This is a genomic window from Burkholderia sp. NRF60-BP8, from assembly GCF_001522585.2.
In the GTDB taxonomy this organism is placed as follows: Bacteria; Pseudomonadota; Gammaproteobacteria; order Burkholderiales; family Burkholderiaceae; genus Burkholderia.
Genome location: NZ_CP013372.1, coordinates 1,166,427 through 1,186,113 on the forward strand (window position 1 = coordinate 1,166,427; position 19,687 = coordinate 1,186,113).

Below are 19,687 nucleotides of genomic sequence, written 5' to 3' on the forward strand. Positions count from 1 at the left end.
AACACGGCTGTAAGAGTGTGTCCTCCATTGAATTCCGATGCGCCCGCATGATAGCCTGATTTCGGCTGGTAATCGCAGTGATTATTGAATTAACGAGTCGCTCGGGATTAAAAGCCGTTTGTATTTTAATGAAGGTTCTTTGCATCGTCTTTATTTTTTACGAGGAGAGAATGATGAAGGTCATGACGACGGAACAGGTCAGGAATGTGCATGGCGGCGGTGCGATCAGCTCGCTGGGTAGCCTCGCCGTCGACGCTGCGCCGGTGGTGACCGCGCTCGGCCAGTTCCTGCCGAGCCTCGGCAATTACCTGCAGAACCCGAAGACGTTCAATAACACCGGCAAGTAACCGCCGTGCGCGGGGAGGCGCCCCCCGCGTCAGATGCTGCGAAACAGAAGGACAAGAATCGATCGCCGCAGTGGAAGTAAGGAGACTTCGAAATGCATTATTTCGAAATCGGGCGATTATCGGAAGACTGGGGTGCCGGATTATCACGTAATAGAGTGAACGGCCATTTGGCTTGCGATTGGCTGACGGCTGTTGGCATTCCGACAATATAAAGGCCACAACAAATGCGAGACATCACGGAAGAACAGGCCCGCCAGATTCGCGGCGGCGCGTCGCTTTACTCCAATTCGGCCGCCTATACGGTCGATCTCGTCAATCAGTCGATCGGGACCACGCTGCAGGGCCTGATGGCCCAGTACCAGGCCCACGCCGTCGAACAGTTCCGGATGTCGCTCGGCTCGTCGCACTGAGCGGCCCGCCGAGCGGCCGGCAACACCGATCTTCCGTCGCAGCCGGACGCGCCGGCTGCGTTCATGCGTATCGCGCACGACCCGTCGCGGGCCTGCACCGGCTGGCCCGGGCGGCGCGTCGTCGCGCCCCGGGTGCCCGACCATGCTCTTCAATACGCGTAAAGTCCGTCCGGTCCTGCAGGACGAAGTGACGGAGTGCGGCCTGGCCTGCCTCGCGATGATCGCGTCATGGCACGGGCGCGACACGACGCTGCGTACGCTGCGCAACCGCTATCCGGTGCGGATCGACTCCGGCCTGTCGTTTTTCGACCTGATGGAGATCTCGAACGATCTCGGCCTGCGCGCACGCGGGCTGCAGTTCGATGCGGGCGAGCTCGACGCGCTCAAGACGCCGTGCATCCTGCACTGGGGGATGAACCACTATGTCGTGCTGACGAAGGTCGGCTACGGCAGCGTGCACATCGTCGACCCCGCGCTCGGCGAGATGAAGCTGCCGCTCGCGCAGGCGCTCACGCACATCACCGGCTATGCGCTCGAACTGAATCCGGACATCGGTTTCACGCGGGCCGGGCAGGCCGACCGGATCCGGCTGCGCGACTACCTCGAAGGACTGACCGGCATCCGCAAGAGCCTCGCGATCGGCATCGCGGGCGGCGTCGCCGCGCAGCTCCTGCTGCTGCTCGGCCCGTCGTACGTACAACTGACGATCGACGAAGCGCTGAAGAAGACCGACGTCGACATCCTGTACCTGCTGACGATCCTGTTCGCGATCGTGTTCCTGTTCGACACGCTCTACGCGAACCTCGTCGGCAACATCAAGAGCTACCTGCGCAACATCGTGTCGCAGCAGTTGTCGGCGAACATGGTCGGCCATCTCGCGCGGCTGCCGATCGGCTATTTCCTGTTTCACAACACCGGCGATTCGATCTCGCGCGTGTCGTCGGTGTCGGAGGTCGGGCGGTTTCTCGTCGACGGGCTGATCGGCGGGCTGCTGAACATCGTCACCTGCACGCTGACACTCGTGCTGATGCTGTATTACAGCCCCGTGCTGGCCGGTATCAGCCTCGCCGGGATGGTGCTGTTCGCGTTGAGCCGGCTCGCGATCCAGCCGCAACTGCAGGACGCGATGTCGCAGATCCTCACGCGCGGCGCCGAGGCCGATGCGCTGCTGATCGAGAACATCCGGTCCGCGCATTCGATCAAGCTGCTGTCGGCCGAGACCGCGCGCAGCAGCCTGTGGGTCAACGCGTTCACGCAGAAACTGCAGGCGATGCGCCAGCAGGAGCGGCTGCAACTGCTGTTCGATGCGATCTCGAAGGGAATCGTGCACGTCGAGCAACTCGTGATCGTCACGTACGGCGCGTGGCTCGTGATGCACGGGCAAAGCACGATCGGCGTGATCTACGCGTTCATCCAGTACAAGAACCTGTTCGCGGACAAGTTCACCGATGCGATCCAGCTCTACGTGCGCCGCAAGGTGCTGCAGGTGCACATGGATCGCGTCGCGGACGTGTTGCAGACCGAAACCGAGGAACCCGCGCCGGATGCGGTCGTGCGGCCGGTCGACGGGTTCGACGGCGCGCTGTCGATCCGTGCGCTGTCGTACACGCCGAAGGGCGGCCGTCGCCCGATCCTGAGCGCTGTCGCACTCGACGTGCCGGCCGGCGGCAAGATCGCGATCGTCGGCCGTACCGGTAGTGGCAAGACGACGCTGCTGAACCTGATCTGCGGGCTCGTGCGGCCCGAGCCCGGCACGCTGTTTGTCGGCGGCGTCGATCTCGCGGAAGTGAACCTGCGGCAATACCGCAAGCATCTCGCCGCCGTCACGCAGTCCGACCAGTTGTTTCGCGGGACGATCCGCGACAACATCACGAACTTCGCGCCCGCGCCGCGGATCGGCGCGATGTACGACGCGGCGAAGCTCGCGTGCATCCACGACGAGATCGAGCGGCTCGACCATCGCTATGACACGCCGCTCGGCGATACGCAGAAATTCCTGTCGGCCGGCCAGATGCAGCGGTTGCTGATCGCGCGGGCGCTGTATTGCGAGCCGCGCCTGCTGATCCTCGACGAATTTTCGTCGAATCTCGACCAGGCGACCACGCACGAGATCTGCCGCAACGTGCTGACGCTGCCGTGCACGATCGTGCTCGTCACGCACGATGCGTCGATCCTGTCGATGGTCGACCGGGTCTACCGGATGCACGAGGGCGTCCTGACCGACGCGACGGACGCATGGCGCGCGAGCGAGGAGGTGCGGTGATGCTCGGGCGACTCTTCCTGCTCAATCCGTTCTCGTATGCGTTCCTGGTGCGTCGCGCGGTGCGCTCCGTCGCGCTGCGCACGTCGCCTGCGCGCGGGCTGCGACTGATGCGCTGGTGCTCGGGCGCGTGCCTGCGCTGCTTTCCGTGCATTCGCGAGTCGATCGAACGCGCGGTCGCTTACATGCTGGGCGCGCACCTGAACGACGATCCGCGGCGCGTGCGGGAAGTGTCGACCGCGATCGTGCGCGAGTTGTTCGAGGCCGAATTCGCGGGGCTCAAGCTGCGCACGCACAGCCTCGAATCGATGAAGACGATGATCGACGGGATGGCGTGCGAAGGCGACGACCAGTTGCGCGCGGCACTCGCACGCGGCGGCCCGCTGATGCTCGCGGGGCTGCATTTCGGTAACCTGATGCTGTTCGTCACGAAGCTGCGCTTCATGATTCCCGACGACCGCAAGCTGATGGTGATCCTGCACCGGGATGCGCCTGGCGCGTTCTTCGACGATGCGCTGCGGCTCGTCGCCGAGTACGGCGCCGGCGAAGTCGAATTCATCGACATCGAGGAGCGCGTGCACCTGCGGCGGTTGATCGCGAGCCTGCGGCGCGAGGCGCCGGTGTTCCTGCTGTTTTCCGACCTGCACGGCAAATTCGGCAAGACCAATCGCTGCCGGCTCGGCGGGCGCTGGGTGCGGATGGCCGGCGGCGGCGTGAAGCTCGCGGTCGAGCAGGGCATTCCGCTGCTCGTCGCGTATGCGACCGGCGTGCCGTTCCGCGATCGCTGCGCGGTGCATTTCACCGAGCTCGCGGCCAGCCCGCTCGTGCCGATGCTGGGTAGCGACGACGACGCGTCGCCCGTGCGCGCGACGCACCAGCGCATCGTCGACCGTCTCGATCAGGCGCTCGTGCGCCAGCCCGAGCAATGGCACTTCTGGGAACACTTCACGCCTTACCTGATGCCGACGCCGCTGCTCGATGCGGCCCCGCGGCGTCGCGCCTGACGAGCCCGCCCCATGCCGACCTGGAATTCCGCCCTCCGAGAACAGAAGCCGTCGCGCAAGCTCGCGCGCGGCACGACCTTCGGCACCGTGATTCACGGCGTCGTCGACGTGCCGGTGTCGATGCGGTTCTTCTGCTACCTGTCGCTGACGATGTTCGCGATGTTCGTGACCGCGCTCGTCGAACTGAGCTATGCGAATACCGAAAGCGTGTCGGGGATGCTGACGCCGCGCTCGGGGCTGATCGGCGTCGGTGCGCCGCCGGGGTGGGCGGTACGCGACGTCTACGTCGGCAAGGACCAGCACGTGAAAGCCGGCCAGCGGCTGCTCGCGGTGACGCGCGACACGAGCTTCGTCAGCCAGGCGAACAACGTGCAGGGAATGCGCGCGGCGCTCGACCGGCAGCGCGTCGAGGTGGCGCAGCAGATCGATGCGGCACGGCTCGAATACCGGTCGTCGGTGCAGCAGATCAATCAGCAGATCGCCGCGCAGGGCGAGAGCCGCGGGCTGATCGACCGGCAGATCCAGGACCAGAAGCGCATCGTCGACGAGTACGGCGAACGGCGCGCGCGCGTGAAGCAGTTGCTCGACGAACAGGTCGTGACGCTCGAACAGTACAACCAGGTCAACACGCAATACCTGCAGGCCGGGCAGGCGTACCAGGACTTGCTGCTGCGCCGGGCCGAACTCGCGAAGAACGCGATGAAGCTGCGCGGCGATCTCGACACGATGCAGAGCAAGTACGACGGCGCGAACGCGGAACTGAAGATCAAGCAGGAGGAGCTCAACGCGAAGGAATACAACATCGACGAGAACGTGAACCAGGTGCTGTACGCGCCGGCTGACGGGCAGATCGTGCGGCTCGACGTCGTGCAGGGCGGTGTGATCGACCCGCCCGGCACGCGCGTCGTCGAGATCCTGCCAGCGAAGGCCGACGGGTTGATTGCCGAGGTCTACATTCCGTCGTCGAAGGCCGGCTTCGTGAAGAAGGGCCAGGAGGTGAAGGTTGCGTACGCAAGCTATCCGGTAGAGAAATTCGGCACGTATCGCGGCAAGGTGTTGTCGATCTCGCCGGTCGCGTTCTCGGCGAAGGAGCTGAACCTGCCCGGCGATGCGGCCGTGCCGCAGACCTACTTCAAGACCTGGGTCGAACTCGCCGACCGCACGCCGTCGTTCGACGGCCGGCCGTTGTCGCTGCGGGCCGGGATGATGCTGAAGGCGGACATCGTGCTCGAGCGGCGCAGCCTGCTCGAATGGCTGTTCGAGCCGTTGTACCGGATCCGGCAGCGCCTGTTCGGCGTGCCGGCCTGAGTCGATGGCGAATCGCGACATCCGCCGCCGCCGCGCGCGGCCGGGCACCGTGCGTCCGCTGTCGCGCTGGCTCGGCGCGACGCTGTTCGCCTGCGCGGCGGCCGCGCAGGCCGCGCCGCCGCCCGACGGCGACGCCGCACCGCGCTGGCAGGCCGGCGCCGACGGGATCGGCTTCTGGCCGGGTGGCGATGCGGACGGCTTCGACGCGCGCGCTTGGACGACCGATCCCGGGCCGGCGCGCGGCGGACGCAACGAAGCTTCGGTCGACGGACGGCAAGCGAATACCATCCCGCTGACCGCCCGCAAGATCACGCTCGGGCAGCGAACCGGCGAAGCAGGGCGCGCCTGCGCGGCCGCAGGCGGCGAGGGCGCGGACGGCATCGGCTTCGACGAGGGCCGTGCCGGCGGCGGTTGCGATCCGGCCGCCACGCCCGATGTGCCGGCGGACGACGCAGCGGCGCGCGGCGTCGTCCACGCCGACCGGATGCCGTACGAACTGCATCCGGTCGATCCGTCGCGGCTGCCCGATCTGCCGGCCGCGCAGGCGCCGCCTTTGCTCGAGCAACTGATGGGCGACGACCGCAACATGGTCGGCCTCGGCTGGCACTTCGTCGGTACGACCGGCCGCTCGACGCCCGTGACGACGCGCACCGACGCGCTCGGCCTGAACAGTTTCCAGAACGCGGGTTCGAGCCTGTCGCTCAGCAATACGAACACGCTGGCGTTCACGTTCACGCATTTTGTCTCGGAGCACTGGGCGGCCGAACTTGGCGCGGGCATTCCGCCGGTGCTGACGCTGCGCGGGCACGGCAGCATCGCGTTGCCGCTCGACCGCATCTTTGCCGGCGTCCACGGGCGCTTTCCGCTGATCGATCTCGGGAACACCCAAAGCAACCCGCTCGCGACCACGCGGGCCTGGCTCGGCTCGGTCGTGTTCAAGTACTACCTCGGCGAGCGCGACGACCGTTTTCGCCCGTTCGCGGGCCTCGGCGTCAGCTACACGCGCTTCACGAACACGAACCTGAACCCCGTGTTCCAGCGCAAGCTCGCGTCGCTCGGCGGGCTGCTCGCGGCCGGCGCGGACATCGGCAGCCTGCAGTCGCTGCTGCTCGATCCGGCGTTGTTCCAGCGGATCTGGGATGCCGGCGGCGACCTGCTGCTGTCGGGGCGGACCAATGTGTCGGCGAAGGTGAAGAGCGTGTGGGAGCCGGTGTTCACCGTTGGCGCGAGCTACCAGATCACGCGCCGGTTCTGGGTCACCGGGATGGTGACCTACATCCCGCTGCGCACCAGGATCACGCTCGACATCAGCCAGCCGAACCGTACGCTTGCATCGAATACGTTCGATATTTCGGCGAACCCGGTGCTGGCCACCGTACTGCTGAACTTCCGCTTCTGACGGCGTAGCCGGCCATTTTCATGAATTTGACGCGCGACGCTGGGATAATGGTCGAGTTTGGCCGCGTCAATGATGGAAGGAGGCCCCATGGGCGACAACGATACCCGCACCGAGACCGACAACCGCACCGATACGCGCTCGATGGAGGCGCGCCAGCGCCGTTTCGAGGAGGATCTCGTCGATGCCTACGACGAAGAGCTCGAGATGGAACTCGACGACCGCCGTTTCGACAATGGTGAGGACCTGCTGTTCTCGCCCGAGCGTCGCGAGGCGCGCAAGGAGTATTTCCGCGAGCTGTTCCGCCTGCAGGGCGAGCTCGTGAAGCTGCAGGACTGGGTCGTGCATACCGGGCACCGGCTCGTCGTCATTTTCGAAGGGCGCGATGCGGCCGGCAAGGGCGGTGCAATCAAGCGCATCACGCAGCGCCTGAACCCGCGCGTGTGCCGGGTCGCTGCGCTGCCGGCGCCGAACAACCGCGAGCGCACGCAATGGTATTTCCAGCGCTATGTCGCGCATCTGCCGGCCGGCGGCGAGATCGTGCTGTTCGACCGCAGCTGGTACAACCGCGCGGGTGTCGAGCGCGTGATGAATTTCTGTACCGACGACGAGTACGAGGAGTTTTTCCGCTCGGTGCCCGAGTTCGAGAAGATGCTCGTGCGCAGCGGGATCCAGATCGTCAAGTACTGGTTCTCGATTACCGACCACGAGCAGGAACTGCGCTTCCAGAGCCGGATCGAGGATCCGCTGAAGCAATGGAAGCTGAGCCCGATGGACCTCGAAAGCCGCCGCCGCTGGGAGGCTTATACGGCCGCGAAGGAAGAGATGCTGCAACGCACGCATATTCCGGAGGCGCCGTGGTGGGTCGTGCAGGCCGTCGACAAGAAGCGCGCGCGGCTGAACTGCATTCACCATCTGCTCGGCCAGGTGCCGTATCACGAGGTGCCGCGCCCGACGATCGATCTGCCGCAGCGCGAGCATCACGAGGATTACATTCGTCGGCCGGTGCCCGACAGCATGATCGTGCCGGAGATTTATTGATCGGTTCGCGCCGGTCGATCGCGATGCGATGAAGCGCGCCGCTCGATGCGGCGCGTTTTTTTTTCGGGCGGCCGGTTGACGGCGGGCGATTCGGTTCGACAGGTTTTACCGTCTTTCAGAATGTCGGACGGACAGCCTCGACGGCATGCCTGTAGGGGGGGCGTCGATATGCGGCGACGCCTTCGAAACGGGGCGATTCCGACGCCCTGGGGAAACGACGAGCGCCGAGCGCGCCGGGCGTGCGCCGCTCGGGGCTGTCGCCGCAACGGCTCAAATCTCCGGAAAACCCGAGCGCCCCTGCGTCAGATCGAACAGTTCGACTCTTGCCGCGGCTTCGGCGGTTTCGGGCAGCTTGATCACGAGCTTCACCGTCATCCCGTACGCGCTGTCCACCAGCGCGTAGCCGGCCTGTTCGATCCAGCGACGCACGCGCGCTTCTTCCGGGTAGCCGATCTCGATCGCGAGCCGTGTGTGCCGAATGCGCTCGACGCGCTCGGCATCGAGCAGCGCCGATGCGATCGCGTCCGTATACGCCCGCACCAGCCCGCCCGCACCGAGCTTCACGCCGCCGTAGTAACGCACGACCGCGCCGAGCACGCCGTCGAGGTCGTGATGGCGCAGCACTTCGAGGATCGGCCGACCCGCGGTGCCCGACGGCTCGCCGTCGTCCGACATGCCCGACTGGCCGCCCGCCAGCAGCGCCCAGCACACGTGGGTGGCCGCCGGATGCTCGTCGCGCAGGCGTTGCAGTACCTGCATCGCGGCATCGCGATCCTCGACGGGAACGGCATACGCGATGAAGCGGCTCTTGCGGATGTCGAGTTCGCGGGTGTAGGCGGTGGCGAGCGAGTAACTCATGCGTCGCGACGCGGAAAGCGTAGGGAAATCAAGGCGATGATGGCTGGTGGATGCGTTTGGCGTTGGCCCCGGGGGCGGATGGACATCGTCTGCCTGTGCGCGGGGCGAAGACGCAATTTTACCGTGGCGCGCGTCGAGAGGACCGGGTTTGGCTGGCGACTTCGGTCTGGACGGCGGAGGCCGGCGCGCGATATGCGCTGCTTTCGCGCCCGAAACCGGATTGAAAAAGCGCCGGAGATGGTTCGGTATTACGGATGTCTCGATAGCCGAATCGCCGATACAACCGCGCACTCGGAAGGAAATTCGCACGCTGATATCATGCGTTTTCTTTCGGAAAATGCGTCGAGCGATTGATCGTGACAGCGAAGAAGCCATTCAAAACGATTGCGATACGGGTCGTTCTCGTCGTCGTATTCGCCATGGCCGGCTATGGATGGTTCAAGTCGTCGAATCTGTCTTCGGCCGCCTTCCCGAGTCCACCGTCCCGATCCGAGGCAGAAGCATTTGCGCGTCAGGATGCATTGCGCTACACGGCCCGCGAAGTTTGCGACGATTATCGCCACTGGCCTGTCGTCTACGATTTCGATGCGCCGGTGTATACGGAAACGAAATATACGCTGGCGTTGATGGAGGCATTGGCCGGCGTGGGATTCGTCACCCGGACGGTTGTGAAGAACCCGCATGGCGGGCCGGTTCAGTTTTATCCGCACGAGAAGCGAATTTACGACATTGCTCCGCGAGCGAAGCCGTACGTGCGCGAACAGGCCGGAACGCCCGCTGCCGGCGGATCGCCAAAGGCGCTTTGCTTCGGCCGCTATGTATTCGATGGCTTCACTTCGGTCGAGGCGGATTTTTTCGTCGGCGATTCGTCGGACCGGTCGAAAATCAACGGGAGCGTCTACAAGGATCTTGACGGCGCGTACAGGACGGATGTCAGGTATTCGATACGGGCCGCGTCGAGTTTCGACGATTGGGCAAATGCCATCGACATGAAGTTGCACGGGCACACCATCCGCGACGAACACGAATATCGTCCGTATCGCAAGCTTGGGAATCTGATGTTCTTTAGCGGCTATGACGAATCCAACGGGTTGGACAAATACGTGTCGCTGGAATACGGCGACGGTAAATGGAAGTTCGCGCCGAAATCCTGATCGAGATCGCAATGAACGATACCAGGTGGAAGTGGGTTTTCCGTATGCGGAAATGGATCGCGGTATCGTGTTCGGCGCTCGTGTCGATGGGCCCGATTCATGCCGACGCATCCGGAGATCGATGCGGTTGGCTCGACCTGTCGCAGAGTACGGTCAAGCGCGACGCGATCGAATTTCACGACAGCGAGCGGATCTGGCTCGTCAACCGGGATGCAGGGCAGTGGCCGCTCATTCGTCAGTCGGATATGTATCCGAACGGGGCGGCATCGTATGCGCATTCCGAAGTGCGCGAAGAGGACCAATTGACCTGCGCGTGCATGGCGTTCGAGTCCGTCGACGGTGGCGTGGTCAGCAAAATGCGTCGGGCGCGCCTCATTCCGATCGAACGTTGCCTGAACGACCGGAATTTGTGGCAGCCGCCGGCGTAGTTTGCGGCGAATATCCGTTGGTACGAAACGCGTCAGGCAATTGTGTCCGGCGTCGAGCGGGCCGCCCGTCGAAGGGCTGAAAGCGTCGCGCCATTCCGGTCCGACGGCGGCAATATCTCGCAACGACGACTCGCCGCCATCGCCCGCTCGATCGAGGACGCAAGCACGGAGTCACGTTCGTTTATCGGTTCGTCCGGCGCATGCATGCCATTTTCAGACAAGGGTTCACGCCGGTTCGTCGAACCCGCGCGCGGCATCAACGCACGCCAACCGACGACCGTAGCGCCGCGCCCAGCGTGCGCAGTGCCTGCCTGGCGCGTGCATCGGTCAAATTCGAGTGGAGCACCACCTCGCGCGCGGGCAGCGGCGGCAGCCCGTACCGCGTACCCACGTCGACGGTGCCGGCGGGCGCCACGCGATGCCCGAGCGCCGCGACGGCCAGCCCCGCGGATACCGCTGCGCCGATCGTCGCCACGCCGCCGCCGACGAAGACTTCCGTCCATGCGACACCGGCTTGGTCCAGCGCGTCGACCGCCATGCGGCGCACGCTGCATGGTTCGGCCTGCGTGGCGAGCCGCAGCGGTTGCGGCGGACGGTGCTCGAAATCGGCCGCCGCCATCCAGCCGAACGACTCCGACAGAATGGTTTCGCCGTCGAGCCGCCGGCTGTCGTGCTGCAGCGCGACGGCCGCATCGAGCTGGCCGCGATCGAACGCATCGAGTACGTCGCGCGACGCGGCGACGCGGATCTCCAGCACGAGCGCCGGCTCCGCTTCGCTCATCCGCCGCAGCAGCATCGGGAGATCGGCGCCGACGACGTGGTGGCTGACGCCGATCACCAGCCGTCGCTGGCGCGTGCCGAATGCGCTGATCGCGCCGTGGTGAGCGGCCACCAGCTCACGCGCCGGTTCCAGGAACGCGGTGCCGTCGGCCGACAGGCGAACCTGCCGCGGCGTGCGCTCCAGCAGGCGGCGGCCGAGCCCGTCTTCCAGCCGCTTGATCTTCAGGCTCACCGCGGACTGCGTCGTGTCCAGCGCTTCCGCAGCCCGCGTGAAGCTCTTGAGATCGGCGGTCAGCACGAACGCCTGCACGGCTTCGATGTCGAGCGTTTTCATCGCACCCTCATTCATTTCCGAATCGAATCATTGAAATATTCTGCCATCGTCTTTTCAAATGATTCAAGGCCTTCTACGCTGCTTTCATGTCGTCCGGAATTCCGTCCGTTTCTTTCGCCAGGAGTCGATCATGCTGACCGCGTACTACGTGCACCGCCTGCCGGCGGACTACGACCTCGACATCATCCGCAATCGCGTGCGCGAGCGCGGCCGGCTGTGGGACGACACGCCTGACCTGCTGTTCAAGGGCTTCCTGCTGCGCGAGGCCGGTCGTCACGGCGCGACGGAAAACGGCTATGCGTCGTTTTACCTGTGGCGCAACGAACAGGCGTTCGCGCGGTTCGTGACGGACGGCCGCTTTCGGGGCGTGACGGACAGCTTCGGCCGCGCGCCGATCGACACGCAGGTTGCGCTCGACGCGCGCAAGGGCAGTGCGTCGACGGGACGTTTCGCGCGTCTGGAAACGATCGAGATTCCGGCGGACGCCGATCTCGACGCGACGCTGGCGCGGGAGATCGCACGCAATCGCGACGCGGCGGCTCGGCAGGGCGTGGTTGCGGCGACCGTCAGTGTCGATCCGCTGCGCTGGCGGCTGACGCGTGCGCTCGTGACGGAGCGCGAACCGGACGAAGGCGGCGCGGGCACGGTGTACCAGGTCCTGCATCTGGCGAAGCCGTTGCTCGACACGCTGGAAGCGGGCGGCGCGTGATGGCCGGCATCGCGTCGCGATTGCCGGCCGGCGTGGTGATTGCCGCGCATCTGGCGGGGGTGGTGGTGGGGATCGCCGCGATTGCGGCGCTGGCGACGGTGCTGGCGCTGTTGCTCAGGTGAGCGAACTCCAGCATGGTGACGATTGACGCGGGAGCGCCGCGCGTGCGATGCATGGCGCTCCCGGTCGCTTCATCGTCGCCCAGTCAGTGGCCCTGCAAGCGGATATCGCGCGACGACGCGCCGACATACACGGTCCCGCCCGGGACGACCCGCCAGCCGTTGCGCGACGTATCCCAGACGCTCTGCATCCGCGGCGATACCGTCACACGCACACGCCGCGCTTCGCCCGGATTCAGCCGGATCTTTTCCCAGCCGACCAGCCGCTTCGGCGGCTCGTCCTTGTACGGCACGCCGAGATAGACCTGCGGCGTCTCCGCGCCGGCAACGCGTCCGTCGTTGCGCACGGTAAACGCCACGCTCAGCGAGCCGTCCCATTGCTTCGACACCGACAGACCCGAATACGCGAAGTGCGTATACGACAGGCCGTAGCCGAACTCGAACATCGGCTTGATGTTGCGCGCGTCATACCAGCGGTAGCCCATGTTCAGCTTTTCCGCGTACACCGGGTCGGTCTCGAACGTGCCGTTTTGCCCCCACGTCGGCGAATCCTGATCGCGCGCCGGGAACGTCACGGGCAGCTTGCCGGACGGGTTGACCGCACCGAACAGCACGTTCGCGATTGCCTTGCCGCCGGCTTCGCCCGGATACCACGCCTCGACGATGGCCGACACGTTGTCCTTCCACGGCATCAGCACCGGGTTGCCGCTCTGGACGACGACGATCGTATGCGGATTCGCGCGCGCGACGGCTTCGACGAGCGCATCCTGGTTCGACGGGTTCGCGAGGCTCAGGCTCTGCAGATCGCCGAAATCCTCGCCGGCCGGCTGCGCGACCACGACGATCGCGACGTCCGAGCGGCCCGCGAGCGCCGCGGCCTGGTCGATCTCCTGCTGCGTGTACGCGCGGAACGGCGACTGCTGGTCGCTGTTGCCCGCATACGTGACTTGCGCGGCCGGCGCCAACGCGCGGATCGCCGCGACGATCGGCACGTCGACCTTGAGCCACGGATTGCGCCACCAGCTGCAGCCGGTCGACGACCCGAACGTCAGGCCGCCGCAGCCAGCGAACGAACCCGATACGGGATCGCGCGTGTTGCCCGAACCGCCGCCGGACAGCACGGCCGCATCCGCATGGCCGCCGATCACGGCGATGCGCGACAGCGCCGACGCGACGAGCGGCAACTGGTTGCCGTCGTTCTTCAGCAGAACGATCGATTGCTCGGAGGCTGCCTGCGCGAACCGGTTGCCGGCCGCGAAATCGATCGTGCCGCCGCCTTTGGCCGGATCGTCCATCACGCCGACGCGGATCATCACGGCGAGCTTGCGGCGCACCATGTCGTCGAGGCGTGCGGTCGACACTGAGCCGTTCGCGATCGCCTGCTTCACGGCCGCAGGCGTCAGGTAGACGCTCGGCCCGACGTCCTCTTCCTCGTCGAGCCCGGCGTTGATCGCGGCGGCGGTGCTGTGCGTCGCGCCCCAGTCGGATTGCACCTGGCCCTGGAAGCCCCATTCGTTCTTCAGCACGTCGTTCAGCAGATGCGGGTTCTCGCACGCATAGGTGCCGTTCAGGCGGTTGTAGCTGCACATCACGCTGCCGGGCCGGCCGCGCTTCGCGGCGATCTCGAACGGCAACAGATACAGCTCGCGCAGCGTGCGTTCGTCGATCTGCGTATTGCCGCCCATCCGGCCGTGCTCCTGTTCGTTGCCCGCGTAGTGCTTGATCGTGGCGATGACCTTCTGTCGCTGCGTGGCGAGCGTGCGCTCGGCGAGCAGGTCGCCGGCCAGCAGCGGATCCTCGCCGAGATACTCGAACAGGCGGCCGCCGCGCGGCTCGCGCGCGAGGTTGGTGCCGCCGCCGAGGCCCATGCCGAATCCTTGCGCGCGCAACTGGATCGCGACCTGCTTGCCGAATTCGTACGACAGCCGGCGATCCCAGCTCGCGGCGACCGCGATCGTCGCCGGGAACGTCGTGCTGGCCTGCGACGTGCTGCCGGAGCCGGTCGCCGAATCGACCATGTTCAGATCGGGAATGCCGAGTCGCGGCACGCCCTGGATGTAGCCGGCGCCGCCGCCCGGCACCTTGGACATTTCGTATTGCGAATGAATGAATTGAAGTTTCTCGTCGAGCGTCATCTTGCGCACGAGCAGGTCGGCGCGCCGTTGCGCGGCGGCCGATGCGAACGCGTCGGTCGCGTCGCCCTGCGCATTGAAATCGGCGTCGCCGGCGTAGGCGGTGGTGCAGAGGGTCGCTGCCAGCACGACGGCCGGCCAGAGGGTGTCCCGCATGTTGCTCTCCATGATCGTATTGCCGGTTGTTCGGATGATGTCTGGAGCTGCGCGCGCCCGGTGGATTCGCACCGGACGCATTCGGCTGGCGATGCAGGGTGGTTGCGCGTCGGCATGCCAGGCCAGGCGGGGAATCGTTACGGCCGGTTGGGCTCGATCGGTCAATGCGGGCGGCGACGCGCTGGCCGCCCGACACTGTCGAATCGGATGTAGCGATTCTCTGCAACGACAAATGGTATGAATGTAGTTTGACTACAGCATCGGTGTTTCTACCGATACGTGCGATCTTTATTTCGTAGGGGCGCGCGGCGGGTCGGAAAGGCGGTCACCCTTCCCGATCGTCGGGATGAGGCGGGTAAGAAGTACTGAGTAGCAAGCGGTTTTGCGGCGTAGTGCGGCGGGATGGCGGTCGACTCGTTGCGTGCGCATCGAACGCGGGAAGGCGCGTCATGCGAACCCGCTCCCCGCGTGCGGCCGGCCCGGCTATTTCGTCACGAGTGCGCCGGTCAACCCCGCGCTGATCGCCGGCAGCAGCAGGTTCAGCACGCGGCTCGCGCGGACGAGCCCGGTGTTGTCGACATACACGATGTCTTTCGACGCGAGCGGGAACTGGTTCGCGAGCAGCATCGACACCGGCGACTGCATGTCGAGGTGATAGATGACGGGTTCGCTGTCGGCGGCCTTGCGCAGCACGAACACCTGCTTGGCATTCGACGTTTGCTGGTTGAGCTGACCGGCCTGCGTGAGCGCTTCGCTCAGCGTGAGCGAACCGTCGCGCAGCGGCGCGACGGCTTGCGGCCTGACCACTTCGCCCATCACGTACACGGGGTTGTCGTCGCGCGCGCTCACATGCAGCATGTCGCCGGGCTTCAGCATGATGTCCGCCGGGTTTTTCCCCGTCTTCATCATCTGCGCGACGTTCAGCGGATAGATCGTGCCGTTGCGGGTGAGCGTGATGCGGCTCTGATCCGCGGTCGGCGCAAAGCCGCCCGCGCGGCTGACGGCTTCGATCAGCGTCATCGGAATGTCGTTGATCGGCTGGGCGCCGGGGTTACGCACCTCGCCGTCGACGTAGACCTGCGTGGCGCGGAACGACGCGACGCGAACCGTGACCTGCGGCTTCACGAACACCTTCGCGAGTTCGGTCCTGACTTCGTGCTGGAGCTGCGCGACGGTTTTCCCGACCGCGTGGATCGGCCGCGGGATATACGGAAACTGCACGTTGCCGTTGCCGTCGACGACGAAGCCGGGCGCGGCGTCCGCGGCCTTCGTGTTCTGCACCGGCTGGCCGGCGGCCGTCGCGAATTCGGGGTGATCCCACACCGTGATCTGCAGCACGTCGCCGGCGCCGATCCGGTACATGTCCGCCTTCGCGAACAGGTTCGGCGCAATGGTCGCGCCGGGCGCACGTTTCTGTGCGGCGCGCATCTGCTCGATCTGCGTCAGATCGATCTGCTTGACCGGCACTTGCATGTCGCTGGTGACGTCGCCGTTCTCGGCGGTCGTGACCGGCAACGCGGTCGAATTCATGTGCTGCCCCGGCACCGTGCAGGCGGAGAGCGTCGCGAGGGTCGCGAACGAGAACGCCATGCACATGCGGCGCATGACTGTGCGAGTGTGGCCCGGCGCCACGGAGTCCAGTGGTTGAGCGATTTTCATTTTTGTGTCCAGCATCGTTGAATCGATTGTTACGTTATCCGGATCGAAGCGAAGGCGCCCGTCGCGCCTTCGCTTCGTTCTGCACATCGTGACGACACGCGCGGGCGGCATTCGGGCGCACGGCGACACGCGCGTCGTTCACGGCGAGGCGGCTCCCGGCATCGATTGTCAAACATTGCCAATGACGCAAGGTAGTCGTCATGCGCGGCTGGGACGTGACGGCGATTTCGACGCCGGTTCGCACGTCGCCGTGCCGATCGCGAACAGAGCGTAACGCAGGTTGAACGCCCTGGATCGAGCGGTGGCGGCTTAATGTAAGCCATCGCACGCAGCGTGCCGGACATCTATCGCATAGTGGCGCCAACGAACATGGTCGTGCATTTCCGACCGAATGTGCGGAGGCGCGAACGGCATCGTGCCGGCGTCCGACTCACTGTCTGCGAGAGATTTCATGACACGCTTCATTGCCCGTTCGAGGGCGCCTTTGCGGTTGGGTCTGGGCGGCGGCGGAACCGACGTGCCGCCTTATTCGGACCGGTTCGGCGGTCTGGCGCTCAATGTCACGATCGAGAAGTTCGCGTATGCGTCGATCGCGCCGCGCGACGACGCGAAGGTCGAACTGGTGGCGGCGGATACGGATACGCGCTGGATCGGCCCGGTGTCGCCGGTGCTCGACGTGCAGAAGGGCCTCGGGCTGCATGTCGGCGTCTACAACCGGATCGTGCGCGATTTCCACGGCGGCCATCCGTTGGCCGTCACGATCACGACGTGCTCCGAAGCGCCGCCCGGATCCGGGCTCGGCTCGTCGTCGACGATCGTCGTCGCGCTGGTCAGGGCGTTCTGCGAACTGCTGTCGCTGCCGCTCGGCGAATACGACATCGCGCACCTCGCGCACGACATCGAGCGAGAGGATCTCGGGCTCGCCGGCGGCAAGCAGGATCAATACGCGGCGACGTTCGGCGGACTGAACTTCATGGAGTTCTACGGCGATCGCGTGATCGTCAATCCGCTGCGGATCAAGCAGGAAATCAAGGCCGAGATGGAGGCGTCGCTCGTGCTGTATTACACCGGCGTATCGCGCGAGTCGGCCAACATCATCAAGGAACAGAGCAGCAACGTGACCGAAGGCGTCGTCGATTCGCTGGCCGCGTTGCACGAGGTCAAGGACGAAGCCGTGCGCATGAAGGAAGCCGTGCTGCGCGCCGATTTCGATGCGTTCGCCGCGTCGATGCGCGACGCGTGGGAATCGAAGAAGCGGATGGCGAAGAACATCTCGAACTCGATGATCGACGATCTGTACCGGGTCGCGGTCCGGGCCGGCGCGAAGGCCGGCAAGGTGTCCGGCGCGGGCGGCGGCGGCTTCATGATGTTCTTCGTCGATCCGGTCGAACGGTCGGCCGTGATGCGCGCGCTGGACGCGTACAACGGGATCAACGGCCAGGTGCTCAACTGTACGTTCACCGACATCGGTGCGCAGTCGTGGAGAAAGAATCAATGACGATCGGCGTGGAGAGCGAAATTCGCCAGACGCTGTCGGTGCTGACGGCGCTCGTATCCGACCGTGAGCAACTGGCGCGGATCGAACAGGTGGCCGAACGCGTGACGGAAGCGCTACGGACAGGCAACAAGATCCTGCTCGCGGGCAACGGCGGCAGCGCCGCGGACGCGCAGCATATCGCCGGCGAATTCGTCAGTCGTTTCAACTTCGATCGGCCGGGGCTCGCGGCGTTCGCGCTGACCGTGGACAGCTCGGTCATGACCGCGATCGGCAACGACTACGGTTACGAGAAGCTGTTCGAGCGTCAGATTCAGGCGACCGGGCGCCCCGGCGACGTCTTCTGGGCGTATTCGACGTCGGGGCGTTCGCCGAACATTCTCCGCGCGCTGGAAGTGGCCAGGACGGCCGGCATGGTTTGCGTCGGCTTCACGGGCAACGGACCCGGCGCCGCCGAGATGCGCACGCGTGCCGACATCTGCATCGAGATTCCGTCCGCGTCGACCCCGAAGATCCAGGAAGGGCATCTCGTATGCGGCCACATCATTTGCGGCATCGTCGAAGAGCGGATCTTCGCATGAACGCGATGCTGCCCTGCCTGATCCTGGCCGGCGGCCTCGGCACGCGGCTGCGCCCGGTGTTGGGCGACGCACTGCCGAAGGCGCTCGCGTCGATCGACGGCGAGCCGTTTCTGGGCTGGATGCTGCGCGGGCTCCAGCAGCAGGGCGTGACGGAGGTCGTGCTGTCGCTCGGTTACGGCAGCGGCCCGATCAAGTCGTTCGTGACGTCGCGCGACTTCGGCATCGCGATTTCCGTGATCGAGGAAGACGAGCCGCTCGGTACCGGCGGCGCGATCGTTCACGCGCTGAAGGCTCACGGCGCGCGCGACATGATCGTGATGAACGGCGATACGTGGTCGGACCTGGATCTGCGCGCGCTGTCGGCTTTCCATCACGCGACGCGCCCCGATCTCGTCGTGGCGGCCACGTGCGTCGACGATGCGTCGCGCTACGGCACGCTCGAATTCGATGCGACGTCGCGCAGGCTGTCGGCGTTCCGCGAGAAGCGGCCGGCACGGGGCTACATCAATGCGGGCACGTATGTCGTCGACGCGAGCAAGCTGCTCGGCTTCGCGCTGCCGGAGAAATTTTCGTTCGAGCAGGATTTCCTGGCCGAACGGGTAGACGCGCTCGACATCCGCGTATTCCCCGAGGTCACGTCGTTCATCGACATCGGCGTGCCGGCGGACTACCGGCGCGCGCAGACCGCGATTCCGCCGATGCTGGAGACCGGAACCAGTGAAGCGTAGAGCCCTGTTCCTGGATCGCGACGGCGTGATCAATGTCGACTACGGCTACGTCCACCGGCAGCAGGACTGCGTGTTCGTGGACGGCATCTTCGATCTCGTGCGGCTGGCCAATGCGAACGGTTACCAGGTGATCGTCGTGACGAATCAGGCCGGGATCGGCCGCGGATATTTTTCGGAGTTGCAGTTCGCCGCATTCATGGACTGGATGCGCCGCAGGTTCGACGAGCGTGGCGCAAGAATCGACCGCGTCTATTTTTGCCCGCATCACCCGGTGGCCGGGATGGGCCGCTACCGGCAGGCATGTGCATGCCGGAAGCCGCAACCCGGGATGCTGCACGACGCGCGGCGCGAGCTCGACCTCGACCTGTCGGCGTCGATCCTGGTCGGCGACAAGCCGTCCGATCTCGAGGCCGGTGCGCGCGCCGGCGTCGGGCGCCGTTTCCTGTTCGTGGGCGACCGGCCCGGCCCGGTGCAAGCCGATCAGGCGGCCGACGTCGTCGCGCGGCTGTCCGACATCGGTGCGGCGCTGCAACCCACGGGCGTCGTCGCGGCGGGTGCGTAGCGGGTCGCAGCCTCGACGGCTGCATGCCGAGATGAAACGAACGAGGACTCGACGACGGCTTGCCGGCCGTTGCGCCGATCGGGCAAGCGCGGGGCATCCAGGCTCCCGACGCAGTGCATTCCGGCCGGCACCGAAGGGCTTCCAGCCGGATTTTCAAAGACATGAACGTGAATCACAACGCGCGTAAGGCGGCGAAGCCAGCCGGATCTTCCATTCTGGAGTTCAG

The 19,687-nt window shown here is 65.6% G+C and carries 19 protein-coding genes; 15 read left to right on the forward strand and 4 right to left on the reverse strand.

Annotation, left to right across the window (positions count from 1 at the left end; genetic code table 11):
- Positions 1-170 precede the first annotated feature (170 nt).
- From WS54_RS33525 to ppk2, 7 genes are all read left to right on the forward strand, one after another.
- Positions 171-347 (forward strand): hypothetical protein, encoded by a 177-nt coding sequence (locus WS54_RS33525; protein WP_006479216.1) that lies wholly within the window; start codon positions 171-173, stop codon positions 345-347.
- A 224-nt stretch (positions 348-571) separates the two neighbouring features.
- Entirely contained in the window at positions 572-757 is a 186-nt protein-coding gene (locus WS54_RS05385; protein WP_059783732.1) for a hypothetical protein, read from the forward strand.
- Between the two features lie 142 nt (positions 758-899).
- Entirely contained in the window at positions 900-3,020 is a 2,121-nt protein-coding gene (locus WS54_RS05390) for a peptidase domain-containing ABC transporter (RefSeq protein ID WP_059783729.1), read from the forward strand.
- Positions 3,017-4,021: a hypothetical protein gene (locus WS54_RS05395; protein ID WP_059785047.1), complete on the forward strand. Its 1,005-nt coding sequence runs from the start codon at positions 3,017-3,019 to the stop codon at positions 4,019-4,021. Before WS54_RS05390 ends, WS54_RS05395 begins: the two co-directional genes overlap by 4 nt.
- A gap of 12 nt (positions 4,022-4,033) precedes the next feature.
- Positions 4,034-5,329, forward strand: a complete 1,296-nt coding sequence (locus WS54_RS05400) for an HlyD family secretion protein (RefSeq protein ID WP_059783727.1) — start codon at positions 4,034-4,036, stop codon at positions 5,327-5,329.
- Positions 5,330-5,333: 4 nt separating this feature from the next.
- Positions 5,334-6,728 (forward strand): OmpW/AlkL family protein, encoded by a 1,395-nt coding sequence (locus tag WS54_RS05405; protein ID WP_059783725.1) that lies wholly within the window; start codon positions 5,334-5,336, stop codon positions 6,726-6,728.
- 87 nt (positions 6,729-6,815) lie between these two features.
- Positions 6,816-7,766, forward strand: coding sequence for a polyphosphate kinase 2 (gene ppk2, locus WS54_RS05410; protein WP_034204991.1), 951 nt, complete (start codon positions 6,816-6,818; stop codon positions 7,764-7,766).
- 270 nt (positions 7,767-8,036) lie between these two features.
- Here the strand turns inward: ppk2 and WS54_RS05415 are convergent, their stop codons facing one another.
- On the reverse strand, positions 8,037-8,624 hold the full coding sequence (locus tag WS54_RS05415; protein ID WP_034204990.1) for an IMPACT family protein: 588 nt from the start codon (positions 8,622-8,624) through the stop codon (positions 8,037-8,039).
- Between the two features lie 356 nt (positions 8,625-8,980).
- Between WS54_RS05415 and WS54_RS05420 the strand changes: the two genes are divergently transcribed.
- Positions 8,981-9,778 carry a hypothetical protein gene (locus tag WS54_RS05420; RefSeq protein WP_159086630.1) on the forward strand — a complete coding sequence of 266 codons (798 nt, stop codon included), beginning with the start codon at positions 8,981-8,983 and terminating at the stop codon, positions 9,776-9,778.
- A complete protein-coding gene (locus tag WS54_RS05425; RefSeq protein WP_034204988.1) occupies positions 9,754-10,206 on the forward strand; it encodes a hypothetical protein in 453 nt (150 codons plus the stop codon). Before WS54_RS05420 ends, WS54_RS05425 begins: the two co-directional genes overlap by 25 nt.
- Before the next feature lie 256 nt (positions 10,207-10,462).
- Here the strand turns inward: WS54_RS05425 and WS54_RS05430 are convergent, their stop codons facing one another.
- The gene (locus tag WS54_RS05430; RefSeq protein ID WP_059783722.1) at positions 10,463-11,320 is read right to left on the reverse strand and encodes a LysR family transcriptional regulator; all 858 of its coding nucleotides are present in this window, start codon (positions 11,318-11,320) and stop codon (positions 10,463-10,465) included.
- 130 nt (positions 11,321-11,450) lie between these two features.
- Between WS54_RS05430 and WS54_RS05435 the strand changes: the two genes are divergently transcribed.
- Together WS54_RS05435 and WS54_RS34360 are read left to right on the forward strand one after the other, a co-directional pair.
- Positions 11,451-12,029, forward strand: a complete 579-nt coding sequence (locus WS54_RS05435; protein WP_179955203.1) for a DUF4865 family protein — start codon at positions 11,451-11,453, stop codon at positions 12,027-12,029.
- Positions 12,026-12,151, forward strand: a complete 126-nt coding sequence (locus WS54_RS34360; RefSeq protein ID WP_256980673.1) for a hypothetical protein — start codon at positions 12,026-12,028, stop codon at positions 12,149-12,151. The genes WS54_RS05435 and WS54_RS34360 overlap by 4 nt, the downstream gene beginning before the upstream one ends.
- A gap of 83 nt (positions 12,152-12,234) precedes the next feature.
- Here the strand turns inward: WS54_RS34360 and WS54_RS05440 are convergent, their stop codons facing one another.
- Together WS54_RS05440 and WS54_RS05445 are read right to left on the reverse strand one after the other, a co-directional pair.
- The gene (locus WS54_RS05440; RefSeq protein ID WP_059785044.1) at positions 12,235-14,436 is read right to left on the reverse strand and encodes a glycoside hydrolase family 3 C-terminal domain-containing protein; all 2,202 of its coding nucleotides are present in this window, start codon (positions 14,434-14,436) and stop codon (positions 12,235-12,237) included.
- A 483-nt stretch (positions 14,437-14,919) separates the two neighbouring features.
- Positions 14,920-16,032, reverse strand: coding sequence for a polysaccharide biosynthesis/export family protein (locus tag WS54_RS05445; protein WP_373557144.1), 1,113 nt, complete (start codon positions 16,030-16,032; stop codon positions 14,920-14,922).
- A 514-nt stretch (positions 16,033-16,546) separates the two neighbouring features.
- Here WS54_RS05445 and WS54_RS05450 point away from each other — a divergent pair.
- Genes WS54_RS05450 through gmhB form a run of 4 tightly spaced genes read left to right on the forward strand, consistent with a single transcriptional unit; the run spans position 16,547 to position 19,461 of the window.
- Entirely contained in the window at positions 16,547-17,593 is a 1,047-nt protein-coding gene (locus WS54_RS05450; RefSeq protein ID WP_059783717.1) for a GHMP family kinase ATP-binding protein, read from the forward strand.
- Positions 17,590-18,171 carry a D-sedoheptulose 7-phosphate isomerase gene (locus WS54_RS05455; protein WP_059783715.1) on the forward strand — a complete coding sequence of 194 codons (582 nt, stop codon included), beginning with the start codon at positions 17,590-17,592 and terminating at the stop codon, positions 18,169-18,171. The genes WS54_RS05450 and WS54_RS05455 overlap by 4 nt, the downstream gene beginning before the upstream one ends.
- Positions 18,168-18,899 carry a nucleotidyltransferase family protein gene (locus WS54_RS05460; RefSeq protein ID WP_236872761.1) on the forward strand — a complete coding sequence of 244 codons (732 nt, stop codon included), beginning with the start codon at positions 18,168-18,170 and terminating at the stop codon, positions 18,897-18,899. Before WS54_RS05455 ends, WS54_RS05460 begins: the two co-directional genes overlap by 4 nt.
- Positions 18,889-19,461 (forward strand): D-glycero-beta-D-manno-heptose 1,7-bisphosphate 7-phosphatase, encoded by a 573-nt coding sequence (gene gmhB / locus WS54_RS05465; RefSeq protein WP_034204984.1) that lies wholly within the window; start codon positions 18,889-18,891, stop codon positions 19,459-19,461. Before WS54_RS05460 ends, gmhB begins: the two co-directional genes overlap by 11 nt.
- Positions 19,462-19,687 lie beyond the last annotated feature (226 nt).